Annotated in this window: 16 protein-coding genes; 7 read left to right on the top strand and 9 right to left on the bottom strand. The window is 69.7% G+C overall.

Annotation, left to right across the window (positions count from 1 at the left end; genetic code table 11):
• Positions 1–244 precede the first annotated feature (244 nt).
• Positions 245–865, bottom strand: coding sequence for a TetR/AcrR family transcriptional regulator (locus tag IGS69_RS16100; RefSeq protein WP_190900438.1), 621 nt, complete (start codon positions 863–865; stop codon positions 245–247).
• A gap of 72 nt (positions 866–937) precedes the next feature.
• Between IGS69_RS16100 and IGS69_RS16095 the strand changes: the two genes are divergently transcribed.
• The 3 genes from IGS69_RS16095 to IGS69_RS16085 all read left to right on the top strand — a co-directional run bounded on the left by IGS69_RS16095 (position 938) and on the right by IGS69_RS16085 (position 4,268).
• Entirely contained in the window at positions 938–1,870 is a 933-nt protein-coding gene (locus tag IGS69_RS16095; protein ID WP_190900436.1) for an oxidoreductase, read from the top strand.
• A 508-nt stretch (positions 1,871–2,378) separates the two neighbouring features.
• Positions 2,379–3,323: a bifunctional lytic transglycosylase/C40 family peptidase gene (locus IGS69_RS16090; RefSeq protein ID WP_385865343.1), complete on the top strand. Its 945-nt coding sequence runs from the start codon at positions 2,379–2,381 to the stop codon at positions 3,321–3,323.
• A 246-nt stretch (positions 3,324–3,569) separates the two neighbouring features.
• Positions 3,570–4,268, top strand: coding sequence for a phosphatase PAP2 family protein (locus IGS69_RS16085; RefSeq protein WP_190900432.1), 699 nt, complete (start codon positions 3,570–3,572; stop codon positions 4,266–4,268).
• A 5-nt stretch (positions 4,269–4,273) separates the two neighbouring features.
• Here IGS69_RS16085 and IGS69_RS16080 read toward each other — a convergent pair whose 3' ends face one another.
• Together IGS69_RS16080 and IGS69_RS16075 are read right to left on the bottom strand one after the other, a co-directional pair.
• Positions 4,274–5,830 (bottom strand): FAD-binding oxidoreductase, encoded by a 1,557-nt coding sequence (locus tag IGS69_RS16080; RefSeq protein WP_190900430.1) that lies wholly within the window; start codon positions 5,828–5,830, stop codon positions 4,274–4,276.
• A gap of 94 nt (positions 5,831–5,924) precedes the next feature.
• The gene (locus IGS69_RS16075; RefSeq protein ID WP_190904775.1) at positions 5,925–6,095 is read right to left on the bottom strand and encodes a hypothetical protein; all 171 of its coding nucleotides are present in this window, start codon (positions 6,093–6,095) and stop codon (positions 5,925–5,927) included.
• A gap of 133 nt (positions 6,096–6,228) precedes the next feature.
• Here IGS69_RS16075 and IGS69_RS16070 point away from each other — a divergent pair, with 133 nt between their 5' ends.
• Both IGS69_RS16070 and IGS69_RS16065 read left to right on the top strand, forming a co-directional pair.
• The gene (locus IGS69_RS16070; protein WP_190900428.1) at positions 6,229–7,080 is read left to right on the top strand and encodes a hypothetical protein; all 852 of its coding nucleotides are present in this window, start codon (positions 6,229–6,231) and stop codon (positions 7,078–7,080) included.
• Between the two features lie 91 nt (positions 7,081–7,171).
• Complete coding sequence (locus IGS69_RS16065; protein WP_162494362.1) at positions 7,172–7,339, top strand: hypothetical protein; 168 nt, start codon at positions 7,172–7,174, stop codon at positions 7,337–7,339.
• Positions 7,340–7,360: 21 nt separating this feature from the next.
• On the opposite strand, the gene IGS69_RS16060 is transcribed toward IGS69_RS16065, so the two are convergent.
• A complete protein-coding gene (locus IGS69_RS16060; RefSeq protein ID WP_232543536.1) occupies positions 7,361–7,738 on the bottom strand; it encodes a metal-sensitive transcriptional regulator in 378 nt (125 codons plus the stop codon).
• 205 nt (positions 7,739–7,943) lie between these two features.
• On the opposite strand from IGS69_RS16060, the gene IGS69_RS16055 reads away from it, so the two are divergent.
• Positions 7,944–8,564, top strand: coding sequence for a DUF47 domain-containing protein (locus IGS69_RS16055; protein ID WP_031105674.1), 621 nt, complete (start codon positions 7,944–7,946; stop codon positions 8,562–8,564).
• Positions 8,565–8,571: 7 nt separating this feature from the next.
• On the top strand, positions 8,572–9,570 hold the full coding sequence (locus IGS69_RS16050; protein WP_190900424.1) for an inorganic phosphate transporter: 999 nt from the start codon (positions 8,572–8,574) through the stop codon (positions 9,568–9,570).
• 142 nt (positions 9,571–9,712) lie between these two features.
• Here the strand turns inward: IGS69_RS16050 and pstB are convergent, their stop codons facing one another.
• From pstB to IGS69_RS16025, 5 genes are all read right to left on the bottom strand, one after another.
• Positions 9,713–10,489 (bottom strand): phosphate ABC transporter ATP-binding protein PstB, encoded by a 777-nt coding sequence (gene pstB / locus IGS69_RS16045; RefSeq protein WP_190900423.1) that lies wholly within the window; start codon positions 10,487–10,489, stop codon positions 9,713–9,715.
• Positions 10,490–10,561: 72 nt separating this feature from the next.
• Complete coding sequence (gene pstA, locus IGS69_RS16040; RefSeq protein ID WP_190900421.1) at positions 10,562–11,617, bottom strand: phosphate ABC transporter permease PstA; 1,056 nt, start codon at positions 11,615–11,617, stop codon at positions 10,562–10,564.
• Positions 11,614–12,615 (bottom strand): phosphate ABC transporter permease subunit PstC, encoded by a 1,002-nt coding sequence (gene pstC / locus IGS69_RS16035; RefSeq protein WP_190900419.1) that lies wholly within the window; start codon positions 12,613–12,615, stop codon positions 11,614–11,616. The genes pstA and pstC overlap by 4 nt, the downstream gene beginning before the upstream one ends.
• Positions 12,616–12,719: 104 nt before the next feature.
• Positions 12,720–13,844: a phosphate ABC transporter substrate-binding protein PstS gene (gene pstS, locus IGS69_RS16030; RefSeq protein WP_190900417.1), complete on the bottom strand. Its 1,125-nt coding sequence runs from the start codon at positions 13,842–13,844 to the stop codon at positions 12,720–12,722.
• A 246-nt stretch (positions 13,845–14,090) separates the two neighbouring features.
• Positions 14,091–14,525 carry an NUDIX hydrolase gene (locus tag IGS69_RS16025; protein WP_232543535.1) on the bottom strand — a complete coding sequence of 145 codons (435 nt, stop codon included), beginning with the start codon at positions 14,523–14,525 and terminating at the stop codon, positions 14,091–14,093.
• Positions 14,526–14,546 lie beyond the last annotated feature (21 nt).

Below are 14,546 nucleotides of genomic sequence, written 5' to 3'. Positions count from 1 at the left end.
TGCGGCCTTTCTCACCTTTGGGGGCTGTTTCTGACGGCTGGTCGGGTGAGTGGTCGCGCCGGTGTTCTCCGGGTGAAGGCTACCGGGCACGGGGAAGGGGTCGCGGCTGGGTTGCCGCGGGCCCTGTGTTCCCCGGCCGCCCTTGTGGCCCCCACAGTCCTGGACGGCGTTGCTCGGTGACGGTCTGTCACCGGGTGGGGGGGCGTCAGCCGGTGAAGGCGCCGCGGCCCCTTCGGGGGGGGGATCAGCGGGGCTTGAGGCCGTGCAGGAGGAGGTGGACGAACTCCTCGGTGCCGTCGAGGGCCGCCTCGGGGGCGAGCATGCCGCCCGCCGCGAAGGAGGCGATGCCCTGGAGGGTCGCGCCGGTCACCAGGGTGAGGTACTGCGGGTCGCCCGCGATGATCTCGCCGCGCTCCTGGGCGTCGGCGATGACCCGCTCCAGGGAGCCGACCGTCCGGTCCACGGCCGCGGCCAGCTGCTCGGACGCGTCGGGCTCGTGCTTGCGGGCGTACATGAGCTCCAGCAGCTCGGCGTTGTCGATCGAGAAGGCGAGATAGGCCCGGGCGAGCGCGGTGAGCCGCTGCTCCAGCGGGAGAGCGGGGTCGTCGGCGCCCTCCAGGGCCTGGCCCAGCCGGTCGTAGCCGACGAGTGCCAGGGCGTTGAGCAGGGCCTGCTTGTCCTTGAAGTGGCGGCCGGGTGCGGCGTGACTCACCCCTGCCTCCCTGGCGAGTTCGCGCAGCGAGAGTGCGCCGACCCCCTTCTCCCGCAGGGTGCGTTCCGCGCCGGCGAGCAGGGTGGAGCGCAGGTCCCCATGGTGGTAGGGGCGGCTCTCCGGGGCGGGGCGGCTTGCTGGCATGCGGACCATCGTATCCCGATGTTGGCGATGACATCATTGTTGTCATTGACAGCATTGTTGGCACCGCCTACATTCGGAGGCATGGCTGAGCAGACGAAGACCCAGAACAGCGAGACGTGGAGCGCGGACCGGCTCCCGGGCCTCGACGGGAGGACCGTCGTCGTCACCGGCGCCAACAGCGGCATCGGTCTCACCGCGACCCACGCGCTGGCCCGGGCGGGGGCGCACGTCGTCCTCGCCGTGCGGGACACCGAGCGCGGGCGGGCCGCGGCGGCGACCGTGCCGGGCAGCACCGAGGTGCGCCGGCTGGACCTGGCGGACCTGGCCTCCGTGCGGGCGTTCGCCGACGCCTGGAAGGAGCCACTGCACCTTCTCGTCAACAACGCCGGGGTGATGATGCTCCCCCGGCAGCGCACCAAGGACGGCTTCGAGATGCAGTTCGGCACGAACCATCTCGGGCACTTCGCCCTGACGAACCTGCTGCTGCCGCAGATCACCGGCCGCGTCGTCACGGTCTCCTCCGGCGCCCACCGCTGGGGTGGCGCGAGGATCGGCTTCGACGACCTGGACATGGCGGCGAACTACACCCCGCAGCGCGCATACGCCCAGTCCAAGCTGGCCAACCTCCTGTTCACCCTGGAGCTTCAGCGCCGGCTCACCGAGTCGGGGTCCCCGGTCCGCGCCCTGGCCGCGCACCCCGGCTACGCGGCGACCAACCTCCAGAGTCATGCCGCCAACCCGGTGCTGCGCGCCCTCATGAGCCTCGGCAACCGGTTCTTCGCACAGGACGACCGCGCGGGCGCCCTCCCCACCCTCTACGCCGCCACCGAGGACCTCCCCGGGGCGAGCTACGTGGGTCCCGACGGCTTCGGCGAGATGCGCGGCAAGCCGACCCTCGTGGGCCGCTCCCGCGCGGCCGGCGACCCGCTGACCGCCCGGCGGCTGTGGCGGGTCTCGGAGGAGCTGACAGGGACGCACTTTCCGCTGCCGCGGGGTGAAGAGGCGGGTGTCTGACGAGCAGGTCGGCGTCCGATGCGGCGTCCGGTGAATGCGCGGGTGTGCGACGGGGAGGTCGGCTGCTCCTGGAGCGTGGTCCTCGGAGCGGAGGCCCTGCGGGCGCATCCGCGAGCGGTAGGGCGTCCGTGATGTGCCGCGGTCCCGTGCGCCGGTCGGAGCGCGGGGGCCCGGCGGCTGTACTTGGGAGCGGCGGGGCGTCCGTGATGTGTCGCGGTCCCGTGCGCCGGTCGGAGCACGGAGGCCCGGCGGGTTTGCCCGCGAGCCGCGGGGCGGCCGTGATGTGCCGCGACTCCGTGCGCCGGTCGGAGTCGTCGTGCTTCGGTCGTGCTGCCCGTGTCGTGCCCCGTTCCTCCGTCCGCCCCGACTCTCCTCCCTTTGATCATTCCCGGGCGCACCGGCCGCCTCTACACTGACCAACGGACTCCTGGGCGGCGAGGGGCGGTTGACGGTGCGTAAGGCATGGATCGTGGCGGGTGTTGCGATCAGTTCCGCCCTGGCCTTCGTGATGCTGCTCGTCGTCGGGGTCTATCTCGTCGCGGGGAACCTGGTCAACGGTGTGGGCGGTGGGGCGAAATCGCTGGCCAAGGGGTCGGTGCCCGCCGCGTACGCGGCCCTCGTGCAGAAGTGGGGCAACCTCTGCCCCGCCATCAGCCCGGCCCTGCTCGCCGCCCAGCTCTATCAGGAGAGCGGCTTCAACCCCCGGGCGCAGAGCCACGCCGCCGCGCAGGGGATAGCGCAGTTCATCCCCGGCACCTGGGCCAGTCACGGCATCGACGGCGACGGTGACGGCGACCGTGATGTGTGGGACCCGAAGGACGCGATTCCCTCGGCCGCCTCCTACGACTGCGAACTCGCGTCGTACGTGAAGAAGGTTGGCGGGAATGCGACCGAAAACATGCTGGCCGCCTACAACGCGGGCGCCTACGCGGTGATCAAGTACGGGGGCGTGCCGCCGTACAGCGAGACCCGCAACTACGTGAAGCGGATCACGACGCTCTCGGAGAGTTTCGCGGCGCCGGTCGGGCGGGTCGACCCTTCCGAGCAGGCCGCCGCCGCGATCGATTACGCGCAGAAGAAGCTGGGCACGCCCTACCTCTGGGGCGGCACCGGCACCGCTGAGCAGGGCGGACGCTTCGACTGCTCGGGTCTGACCCAGGCCGCCTACGAGACCGTGGGCATCAAGCTGCCGCGTGTCGCCAACGACCAGTACAACGCCGGTCCGCACCCCTCGCGGGACGAACTGCTCCCCGGCGACCTGGTGTTCTTCTCGGACGACCTGACAAATTCCCGAGCCATCCGGCATGTCGGCATTTATGTCGGAGGCGGGTACATGATCGACGCGCCCCGGACCGGTGCCGTCATCCGATTCGACCCGATCGACACCCCCGACTACTTCGGAGCCACCCGCGTCACCGAAGATGGCGCGAAAGCGCTGCCCACAACGGTGTGAACCCTGTGTTAACCCACCCCCTGAGCTGCGAAGACGTGTCTCTCTTCGATAACGTCTGCGTGATCATTCGGTGGAGTGTGGAACGTATCGACGGGGACCGTGCGTTCCTGTTGACGTAGCCGAGCAGACGTTCATTCGGCACGTGTCACGCACGCGTGCGGCGGAAGCGGATCTACAACCACGGGGGTGGCAGGAGCGGCGCACGCACAGGTGCGCCGGGAGAGACGACGAAGGGGCCGCAGCGCCATGGCTGGACTCGCCGATTCCGGGTCGAACCCTGACGTCGACCTGCTGTACGACATCAATGGCCTGGCCAAGGATGCGCCGGGCTGGTTCGACCGCGTCATGGAGTACGTCGGTGAGTACGGGCTGCTGCTCGCCATCGTCCTGCTCGTGATGTGGTGCTGGTGGTCCGTGCGGCGCCGGGGCGACGACGACGCGGCGTCCACCGTCGCCGCGTTGGTCTGGGCCCCGTTGGCCGCCGGGATCGCCGTACTGGTGAACGTGCCCATACGGGGTTTCGTGGAGCGGCCCCGGCCGTTCCTGGACCACCAGGGGCTCGAGGTGCTCGTCCAGGGCAAGACCGACTACTCGTTCGTCAGCGACCACGCGACGATCGTCATGGCGATGGCCGTCGGCCTGTTCGTCGCCCACCGCAGGTTCGGCCTCGTCGCGCTCGTGCTGGCGTTGTTCGGCGGGTTCATCCGCGTCTACATGGGCGTGCACTACCCGACCGACGTCGTGGGCGGGTTCGCGCTGGGGACGGCTGTGGCGCTGCTGCTGTCGCCGCTCGCCATGGCCCTGCTGACGCCCGTGGTGAAGGCCGTTGAGCGCTCGCCCCGGCTGGGATGGCTTGTGCGCGGCAGAGGGCGGGCGGACCGGGACGACGCGGTGATCCCCGAGGCCCGCAGCGATCGGACCTCGGAGCGGGACCTCGCCGCGTAAGGGCCTTACAGCGCCTGGGGATACGTGAAGAAGCGGTCGGGGTCGTACTGCTTCTTCAGCTTGGCCAGGCGGGTCGCCGCGTCTCCGTAGTACGCCTTGCGCCAGTCGGTCAGGGTCGGGTCCGTGTAGTTCTGGTAGGCCGCCCCCGAGGCGTACGGGCGCATGGCCTCGTGGGCCGACGCCAGCCAGTCGCGGGACGTCGCACCGCTCGTGCCGGCCCGCCACGCCCCGATGTACTGGGCCAGCATCCGCGAGCGGCGGTGGACGAACGCCGTTTCCGTGGGAGAGACGCGGTTGACCGCTCCGCCGAGGGCGGTCAGCGCGATGCTGCCCGAACCGCCGCGCACCGAACCGATCTGCGAAAGCAGCATGCGGATGCCGGCCGTGGAGAGGGAGCGGTCGAAGAAGTCCGACGCCGCCGCGTACGTCTCACGGCCCAGCGCGCCCTTCGGGGAGCGGCCCGGGGTCGCGCCGGGCAGATGGCACTGCGCGTCCGTCGGGAACGAGGAGCAGCCCGCGTACACCTCCATCGACTCCTCGTCCGAGCGGCGCTTCAGGGAGACGCTGCGGGCCGGGGCGCCGACGCGGTCGGCCAGGCGGTCGACGGCGTTCTTGAGTTCGCCGTGGGTGCCGAGGGAGAACGCCGCCACCGAGACCGTCGGAGTGCCGCCCGCCGCGCTCGCCAGGTGCAGGGACGACCAGATCTCGTCGGGCTGCGACGGGCCCCACTCCTGCCAGGCCTTCACCACCGCGGCCGCCTTCGACCAGGGCCAGGACAGATACGCCGAGACGCCCTGCGGGGCGGGGTGGGTCTTGAAGTGCAGCTCGGTGACCACGCCGAAGTTGCCGTTGCCGGCGCCGCGCAGCGCCCAGAACAGGTCCTTGTGCTCGCGGGCGTCGGCGCTGAGCTGCTTGCCGGCCGCGGTGATCAGCGTGGCCCGGGTGAGGCTGTCGCAGGTCAGGCCGTACGCCCGGGAGACCACGCCGTGGCCGCCGCCGAGGGTGAGGCCCGAGACGCCGACGGTCGGGCAGGAACCGGCGGGGATCGTGACGCCCTTCGCGGCGAGGGCGCGGTAGACGTCGATGAGTTTGGCGCCGGCGCCGACCACCGCGGTGGTGCCGGAGGCCCGGACGCGGTTGAGCTTCGAGACGTCGACGATCAGGCGGCCGTCGCCGGAGGACCAGCCGGCGTAGGAGTGGCCGCCGTTGCGGATCGCCACGCGCAGGGCGTGGGCGCGGGCGTAGGCCAGGGTCGTGCGGATGTCGTCCGGGTGGGACACGTACGCGACGGCGGCGGGCTTCAGGTTGTCGAAGCGGGTGTTGTACAGCTGCCGGGCCGCGGGCCAGTTGGCGTCACCCGGGCGTATCAGGGGGCCGTCGAGGTCGCGTGCCAGGGCGGACCAGTTGGCGGCGGCGGATTTCGACGTGGTGGTGGTGGTGCGCGCGGCGTTGGTGGCCGTGGCCCCGGAGCGGGTGCCCGACCGGGTGCAGGCGGTGGTGAAGGGGGTCGCGGCCGCGGCGGCCGCCGCCGTGCCGGCTGTGATGATCGTGCGCCGTTCCATGGGGCCTCCCGGTGGTTCCGCCCTGGGAGACGGGGTGACGGGGGGTGGGGGTTCCACCGGTCCGGCGGCGACTGTACGGCGTCCGTCGGGGGTCTCAGCCCATCGCGTGCTTCTCCGCGTCCGTGCGCGCCTGGCTTCTCGCTCTGCGGGCCGGGCCGCGCCAGCCGCAGATGCAGCGGGCCATGCAGAAACGGCCCTTCTCCAAGGTCGTCGTGCGGTGTTCCGGGAGGTTGGGGGGAGTTTCCAGCCCGTCCTGCTGCGCCACACCGCCAACGGTACCCAGCGCGGGTAAAGGGTGCGTATGCCGGTCGGCGCGGGCGCGCGTGACGAGGGCACAAACCCGTCGTTAACCGGGACAACGAGGGGCCCGTGACGGACGTACCGGGGGTAGGCAGGCGATGACTGGACGGCAGCGGGAACGGCGGCGCAGGCGGGCGGCCGCGGCGGTCGCCGCGGCCGGGCTCCTGGCGGGGGCGGGGCTGGGGGCAGCGGGGTGCTCCGGGAGTGACGCGGTCGCCGGGGACTCCCGCGGCGGCGACGCGGTCCTCACGTTGCGGAAGGCGGCCGACCGGCTGGTCGGCGCGGGGAGTTCGAAGGCCCGTACGTCGATGGAGATGGCGGCCGGCGGGACCCGGGTGACCATCCGGGGCGCCGGGGTGTACGACTACCGCAAGCGGATGGGGCAGCTGAAGGTGCTGCTGCCGCAGGATCCCGCGGGGGTCGCCGAGCGCCGGCCGATCACCGAACTGCTCGCGCCGGGTGCGCTGTTCATGAAGAACCGGGGCGCCGGTGTACCGGCCGACAAATGGGTGCGGGTGGACACGCGGACCCTGTCCGACGGGAACCTCGTCACCGGCGGGGCCACCGATCCGTTCACGGCGGCCGAGGTGCTGCTCGGGACGCGTACGGCTACCTACCTGGGCAGGACGAAGGTCGCGGGAACGCAGGTGCGGCACTACCGGGGGACGGCGCACCTGGGTGACGCGGCCCGGCGGGCCACCGCCGGGAACAAGGGGCCCCTGAAGGCGGCGGCCGGCGGGTTCGCCACCGCCGAGGTGCCGTTCGACGCGTATCTCGACGACGAGGGGCGCATCCGCAAGATCAGGCACCGCTTCAGCTTCCTGAACGGCCGGGAGAAGAGCCCGGTCGCCGTCGCCTCGACCACGCTGCTCTACGATTTCGGGGCCTCGGTGCGCGTACGGCTGCCCCGGACCGAGGACATCTACGCGGGCAAGATCGCCGAAGAGTGACCGGCGTGAACTAGCCCGTCCGTGCCATGCGCGGTGTGTAGGCCGCTCCCTACTCTAGGAAGTCGGTAACGGCAGAGATGAGGTGATGCACGTGGCTCCGGTCGGCGGTACGGCAGTTCAGGACCACGTGGCCCTCGCCGAGATCGAGCTGTGCGGAGAGCTGATCATCGCGGCTTCGGCCGCCCAGGAGCGGCTCAGCCTGGAGAGCATCGACGAGGTGCTGAAGGTGGCCGAGGAGCGGGACTCCTCCGGGCGCTGACCGCGGGCCGCGGGACCCGGCTCACGTCCGCAGCATGCGGGCGATCGCCTGGGTCGCCTCCTTCACCTTCGCGTCGATCTCGTCGCCCCCCTTGACGGCCGCGTCGGCGACGCAGTGCCGCAGGTGCTCCTCGAGCAGTTGCAGGGCGAAGGACTGCAGGGCCTTGGTGGAGGCGGAGACCTGCGTGAGTATGTCGATGCAGTAGACGTCCTCGTCGACCATGCGTTGCAGGCCGCGGATCTGGCCCTCGATACGGCGCAGCCGCTTGAGGTGTTCGTCCTTCTGCTTGTGGTACCCGTGCACACCGTGGTCGTGATCGGCTGTCCCGTCCGCACCGGCGGTGTCGGCGGTGCCGGGGGTGACATGTGCGACATCTGTTGCGTCGGTCACGTCCGTCATCGCTTCCTCCTGGTGGGCAGTGGGCCGACTTATACCCCTAGTGGGTATATGGTACCGAACTTCGCCGGGTACACGGCCCTGAGAACCGCCCCCGTGCTCATCGGCGTGGCCGATGGGCGACACTGGTGGGCGGCCCGATAGCCGTGGCCGGATGTTGCGCCTAGCATCAGCCTGACCGAAACCGAAGCACCCCCGAGGACCCCACGTGCGCTTTCGTCTGACCCCCAGGGAGACGAGCTTCTACGACATGTTCGCCGCCTCCGCGGACAACATCGTCACGGGCTCGAAGCTCCTGATGGAACTGCTCGGGGCGGACTCACCCGCCCGGGCCGAGATCGCAGAGCGTATGCGGGCAGCGGAACACGCAGGTGACGATGCCACGCACGCGATCTTCCACCAGCTGAACTCCTCCTTCATCACGCCGTTCGACCGCGAGGACATCTACTCCCTCGCGTCGTCCCTCGACGACATCATGGACTTCATGGAGGAGGCCGTCGACCTGGTCGTCCTCTACAACGTCGAGGAACTGCCCAAGGGCGTCGAGCAGCAGATCGAGGTCCTGGCGCGCGCCGCCGAGCTGACGGCCGAGGCCATGCCGCATCTGCGCACCATGGAGAACCTCACCGAGTACTGGATCGAGGTCAACCGGCTGGAGAACCAGGCCGACCAGATCCACCGCAAGCTGCTGGCGCACCTCTTCAACGGCAAGTACGACGCCATGGACGTGCTGAAGCTCAAGCAGATCGTGGACGTCCTGGAGGAAGCGGCGGACGCCTTCGAGCACGTGGCGAACACGGTGGAGACCATCGCCGTCAAGGAGTCCTGAGCCCTTCATGGACACCCTTGCTCTGGTCGTGACCATCGGGGTCGCGCTCTTCTTCACGTACACCAACGGCTTTCACGATTCGGCCAACGCGATCGCCACGTCCGTCTCGACGCGGGCGCTGACGCCGAGGGCCGCGCTGGCCATGGCCGCGGTGATGAACCTCGCCGGTGCCTTCATGGGCTCCGGGGTCGCCAAGACCGTCAGTGAGGGCCTGATCCAGACACCGACGGGGTCGAAGGGGATGGGGATCCTCTTCGCCGCGCTGGTGGGCGCCATCGTCTGGAACCTCATCACCTGGTACTTCGGGCTGCCGTCCTCGTCCTCGCACGCGCTGTTCGGCGGGATGGTCGGCGCGGCTCTGGCCGGCGGGACGACCGTCTACTGGAGCGGGGTGCTGGAGAAGGTCGTCATCCCCATGTTCATCTCCCCGGTGGTCGGTCTGCTGGCCGGCTATCTGGTGATGACCGCGATCATGTGGATCTTCCGGAAGGCCAACCCGCACAAGGCCAAGAGGGGTTTCCGCATAGCGCAGACCGTCTCGGCGGCCGGCATGGCGCTGGGGCACGGTCTGCAGGACGCGCAGAAGACCATGGGCATCGTGGTGATGGCGCTGGTCATCGCCGATGTCGAGGACTACGGCGATCCGATCCCGGTGTGGGTCAAGATCGCCTGTGCGGTGATGCTGTCGCTGGGCACGTACGCCGGTGGATGGCGGATCATGCGGACGCTGGGGCGGAAGATCATCGAGCTGGATCCGCCGCAGGGGTTCGCGGCGGAGACGACGGGTGCGTCGATCATGTTCACGACGGCGTTCCTGTTCAAGGCGCCGATCTCGACGACGCATGTCATCACCTCCGCGATCATGGGCGTCGGTGCGACGAAGCGGGTGAACGCCGTGCGGTGGGGTGTCGCCAAGAACATCATCCTGGGGTGGTTCATCACGATGCCGGCCGCGGCGATCGTGGCCGCGGCGTCCTTCGGGATTGTGAATCTGGCGTTTCTGTAGCTCAGCGGGTCTGTGGTGGGGGCGGTGCGCCTGCCCGCCGCTCTGTACGTGAAAAGGCCCGCCCCTGGGAGAGGGGCGGGCCTTTTTTCGGCCTCGCGGTGGCACCGCCATGCAGCACCGCGAGGAGACTCGGCGGGACGGATCAGCCGAAGCGGCCGGAGATGTAGTCCTCCGTGGCCTGGACCGACGGGTTGGAGAAGATCCGCTCCGTGTCGTCGATCTCGATGAGCCTGCCGGGCTGGCCGACCGCCGCGAGGTTGAAGAACGCCGTGCGGTCGGAGACGCGGGCCGCCTGCTGCATGTTGTGCGTCACGATGACGATCGTGAACCGTTCCTTCAGCTCGCCGATCAGGTCCTCGATGGCGAGGGTGGAGATCGGGTCCAGGGCCGAGCAGGGCTCGTCCATGAGCAGGACGTTCGGCTCGACCGCGATCGCCCGCGCGATGCACAGACGCTGCTGCTGACCACCGGAGAGGCCCGAGCCGGGCTTGTTCAGGCGGTCCTTGACCTCGTTCCAGAGGTTCGCGCCCTTGAGGGAGCGCTCGACGATGTCCGCCAGCTCGGTCTTCTTGTAGTTGCCGTTCAGCCGCAGGCCCGCCGCCACGTTGTCGAAGATCGACATCGTGGGGAACGGGTTCGGGCGCTGGAACACCATGCCGACCTCACGGCGGACCGACACCGGGTCGATGCCCGTGCCGTAGAGGTCCTCGTCGTCGAGGAGCACCTTGCCCTCGACGCGGCCGCCCGAGGTGACCTCGTGCATCCGGTTCAGCGTGCGCAGGAACGTCGACTTGCCGCAGCCGGACGGGCCGATGAACGCCGTCACCGAGCGCGGCTCGACGGTCATCGAGATGTCCTCGATCGCCTTGTGGGAGCCGTAGTAGGCGGTCAGTCCGCTTACGTCGATTCGCTTGGCCATGACTACTTCACTTCCAAAAAGTCTGGGGGGTCGCTGTGTGGCCCCGCGCGGCGGTAGCCGCAGATTGTCGCGTCAGCGACCGGTCTTCGGGGCCTTCCAGCGGGCGATGCCGCGGGCCACCAGGTTGAGGATCATCACGAAGGCGATCAGCGTGAGGGACGCCGCCCAGGCCCGGTCGTACGCCGTGACCTCGCCCGATCCGTACTGCTGGTAGATGTACAGCGGCAGCGACGCCTGCGCACCCTCGAAGGGGTTGGCGTTGATGAATTTGCTGCCGAACACCAGCAGCAGCACGGGCGCGGTCTCACCGGCGATACGGGCGATCGACAGCATGATGCCGGTGGTGATGCCGCCGAGCGAGGTCGGCAGGACCACCTTCAGGATGGTGCGCCACTTGGGCACGCCGAGCGCCAGGGAGGCTTCGCGCAGCTCGTTCGGGACGAGCTTGAGCATCTCCTCCGTGGAGCGGACGACCACCGGCATCATCAGGATCGCGAGGGCGAGCGAGCCGGCGAAGCCGAAGGGCTCCATCTCGAACATCAGCATGAGGCTGAGGATGAACAGGCCGGCGACGATCGACGGGATGCCCGTCATGACGTCGACGAAGAAGGTGACGGCCCGGGCGAGGCTGCCGCGCCCGTACTCCACCAGGTAGATCGCGGTGAGCACGCCGACCGGCGCGGCGATCAGCGTGGCGAGGCCGACCTGCTCCAGCGTGCCGAGGATGGCGTGGTAGATGCCGCCGCCCGTCTCCGAGTCGGCGACCACGCCCATCGAGTGGGTCAGGAAGTAGACGTCCAGGACCTTCACGCCGCGCTGGACGGTCGACCACACCAGCGAGGCCAGCGGCACCACGGCGAGCAGGAACGCGACCCACACCAGCGAGGTGACCACACGGTCCTTGGCCTGGCGGCGGTTCTCGACCCGGGCCGCGATGACGTACGTACCGAGGACGTAGAGGATCGCGGCGATCAGGGCCCACTGGATGCTGCTGTGCAGGCCGGCGGCGGCGCTGATGCCGAGGCCGGCAGCGACGGATCCGGCGGCGATGGCCCACGGAGCCCACTTGGGCAGACGGCCGCCGCGCAGGGTGCTGCGGTGCTTCGGGGCGATGGTTGAGGTGCTCATGCGTTGGCCCCCGAGTACTCCTTGCGGCGGGCGATGATCGCGCGGGCCGCGCCGTTGACCAGCAGGGTGATGACGAACAGGACCAGGCCGGAGGCGATCAGCGCGTCACGGCCGAACTCGGTGGCCTCGCTGAACTTGCTGGCGATGTTCTGGGCGAAGGTGCCGCCACCCGGGTCGAGCAGGCTGGTGTGGATCAGGAAGTCGGGGGAGAGCACGGTGGCGACGGCCATCGTCTCGCCGAGGGCGCGGCCGAGGCCGAGCATCGACGCGGAGATGACGCCGGAGCGGCCGAAGGGGATGACCGCCATGCGGATCACCTCCCAGCGGGTGGCGCCGAGCGCCAGGGCGGCTTCCTCGTGCATCTGCGGCACCTGGCGGAAGACTTCACGGCTCACGTTGGTGATGATCGGCAGGATCATGATCGCGAGCAGGATGCCCACGGTGAGCATGGAGCGTGCGGCGCCGCCCTGCCAGGAGAAGATGCCGGTCCAGCCGAGGTAGTCGTTCAGCCAGCCGAAGAGGCCGCTCATGTGCGGCACGAGGACGAGGGCGCCCCAGAGGCCGTAGACGATGGACGGCACCGCGGCGAGCAGGTCGATCACATAGGCGATCGGGCCGCGCAGCCGGCGCGGGGCGTAGTGCGTGAGGAACAGCGCGATGGCGACCGAGATCGGGACCGCGATGATCATGGCGATGACCGAGGAGACGATCGTGCCGTAGGCCAGCACCGCGATGCCGAAGACCGGCGGGTTGACACCGGTGTTCCATTCGAAGGTGGTGAGGAAGTTGCCGTCGTCCTCGCTGATGGCGAGGACCGCGCGGTAGGTGAGGAAGCCCGCGATCGCGGCCATGATCACCAGCAGCAGAATGCCCGAGCCACGGGAGAGACCGAGGAAGATCCGGTCTCCGGGCCGGGTGGCCCCGCGGGCCGCGCGCTTCTGTTCGGGTGCGGAGGGCTGGGCGGGGGGTGGTGCGTCAGCTATCTGTGTAGTGTCCATCGGGTTCTCCGGTCTGCGGAACCGCACGGTCTGCGCGGCTCTTGGCGGCGGTGCACCGGACGGTGCGGTCCGGTTCCCGCTGGGGAGACCGGACCGCACTCGGGTCAGCTCAGGCTCTCGACGGTCGTGCGAACCTTGGCGATGATGTCGTCGGGCATGGGCGCGTAGTCGTTCTCGGCGAGGACCTTCTGGCCGTCCTCCGAGGCCGCGTAGCGCAGGAACGCCTTGACGGCGGGCAGGGTGTCGGCCTTGTTGCCCTTGTCGCAGACGATCTCGTACGTCACCAGGACCATCGGGTAGGCGCCCTCGGCCTTGGTCGCGTAGTTCAGGTCCAGCGAGAGGTCCTTGCCGGTGCCGACGATCTTGGCGTCGGCGATGGCCTTGGTGGCGTTGTCGACGGTCGCCTCGACCGGCTTGCCGGCGCCGGTGTCGATGGCGACGGTCTTGATGCCGTCCTTGGCGTACGACAGCTCGAAGTAGCCGATCGCGCCGGAGGTCTGCTTGACCTGCGCGGCCACCCCGGAGGACTGCGGAGCGGACTGGCCGCCCTTGGCCTGCCAGGCCTTGCCGCCCTCGTAGGGGAAGTCCTTCTTGGCGGTGGCGATCAGGTACTTGGTGAAGTTGTCCGTGGTGCCGGACTCGTCCGAGCGGTGGAACGCCTGGATCTTGAGGTTCGGCAGCTTGGCGTCGGGGTTGAGCTTCGCGATCGCCGGGTCGTTCCAGTTGGTGATCTTGCTGTCGAAGATCTTGGCGATCGTCGGGGCGTCGAGGACGAGGTTGTCGACACCCGGGACGTTGTAGCCGACGGCGATCGGACCGCCGACCATCGGCAGGTCGATGCCCTGGCCGCCCTTGCAGATCTTCTTGGAGGCCGCGACCTCTTCGGGCTTCAGGGCCGAGTCCGAGCCGGCCCACGGGACCTGGCCCTGCGTGAACGCGGTGACACCGGCCCCGGAACCGCCGGCCTTGTAGTTGATCTCCACCTTGCAGGCGGCCGAGAACTGCTTGACCCACGCGTCGACCGCGTTCTTCTGCGCGGAGGAGCCGTCGGCGAGCACCTGGCCCGAAGCGTCGTCGCACTTGACGTTGCTCGGCGCGGCGTTGGAGGAACCGCCGCCGTTGCCGTTGCCGCCGGTTTCGTCGGAGCCGCACGCCGTGAGGGCCAGGGCGCCGGAGACGGCGAGAGCACCGAGAGCGAGGGCCCGCCGGTTCATGCGCTGAAGCTTCACTTGAGTTCCTTCCAGGAGCCGCCGTCCTGATCGGCGGCGTGCGAAGTCTGAGTGACGCGGACGCGGTCGCACTCGGTGGGCGCGGCTCGCGTCGGTAAGGCTGAAATTAGGCAGATCAGGTGAAGCCGCCGATGGCCGCAAATGAACGAGGGGTGAACCCCTGCCTAAGGCCTGGTGAGGTCACGGAATGCTTACGGGGAGAGCACGTCGTCATTCCGCTTTTGCGGACAAAATCGGACGCTCCGGTCAGCGGGCCGTCCGCGGAAGGTGCAGCACGGCGAGCAGCTCGTCGACCAGCGGCCGGTCGTGGGGCTGGGTGAGACGGTCCCGGGCGGCGTCGGGAGTCAGCCACACGATCCGGTCCACCTCATCCGTCGGGGAGAACGCGCAGGACACGGCCTCGGCCGCCCAGTAGCGGACCTGCTTCGGGCGGCCGCCCGCCGCATAGCGCAGGGTGGAGAGCTCCGGCCCGGGCTCGGCCCGGCAGCCCGTCTCCTCCGCCACCTCGCGCAGCGCGCCGTCGAGGGCCGCCTCGCCGCGCTTCAGTTTCCCCTTCGGCCACGACCAGTCGTCGTATTTCGGCCGGTGCACGAGGCACAGCTCGGGCTCGCCGGTGCTGGGGGAGCGGCGCCACAGGACGCAGCCCGCCGCCTGGACCGTGTTGTCCTTCGGAGTGCTCACCGGGTTCACCGCCTCCTGGTG

Origin of the sequence: Streptomyces tuirus (genome assembly GCF_014701095.1) — a bacterium.
Taxonomy (GTDB): domain Bacteria; phylum Actinomycetota; class Actinomycetes; order Streptomycetales; family Streptomycetaceae; genus Streptomyces; species Streptomyces tuirus.
The sequence above is the reverse complement of the archived record's forward strand: the minus strand, read 5'-3'. Positions and strand labels throughout refer to the sequence as shown.